The sequence below is a fragment of the Dolichospermum circinale AWQC310F genome (assembly GCF_000426925.1).
In the GTDB taxonomy this organism is placed as follows: domain Bacteria; phylum Cyanobacteriota; class Cyanobacteriia; order Cyanobacteriales; family Nostocaceae; genus Dolichospermum; species Dolichospermum circinale.
On record NZ_KE384703.1, the window covers coordinates 1 to 552 of the forward strand.

Annotated in this window: 1 protein-coding gene; it reads right to left on the reverse strand. The window is 46.6% G+C overall.

Annotated elements, in window-relative coordinates; all coding sequences use genetic code 11:
- On the reverse strand, window positions 1-552 hold a 552-nt coding region (locus ACIR310F_RS22905; RefSeq protein WP_462433819.1), incomplete at both ends, for a photosynthetic reaction center family protein.

A 552-nucleotide genomic window follows, 5' to 3' on the forward strand; every position in this document is an offset into this window, starting at 1 on the left:
CATATGGAAGGGGTGCATCAAGATATTGTGTTCTGCTTGGAACACAATCATGAAGTTGAATGTACCGGAGATACCTAAAGGCATACCGTCAGAGAATGAACCTTGACCGATGGGGTAAATCAAGAATACTGCGGTAGCTGCTGCTACAGGAGCAGAGAAAGCTAGGCAAATCCAAGGACGCATTCCCAAGCGGTAAGAAAGTTCCCATTCACGACCGAGGTAGCAGAATACGCCGATCAAGAAGTGGAATACTACTAACTGGTAAGGACCGCCGTCATACAACCACTCATCTAAAGAAGCTGCTTCCCAAATTGGGTAGAAGTGTAAACCGATAGCGTTAGAGGAAGGAACTACTGCACCAGAAATGATGTTATTTCCGTATAGTAAAGAACCTGCAACTGGCTCACGGATACCGTCAATGTCAACGGGAGGTGCTGCGATGAAAGCGATAGTAAAGCAAGCGATCGCACTCAAGAGAGTAGGGATCATTAATACTCCGAACCAACCGATATAAAGGCGGTTGTCTGTGCTGGTAATCCACTCGCAAAAGCG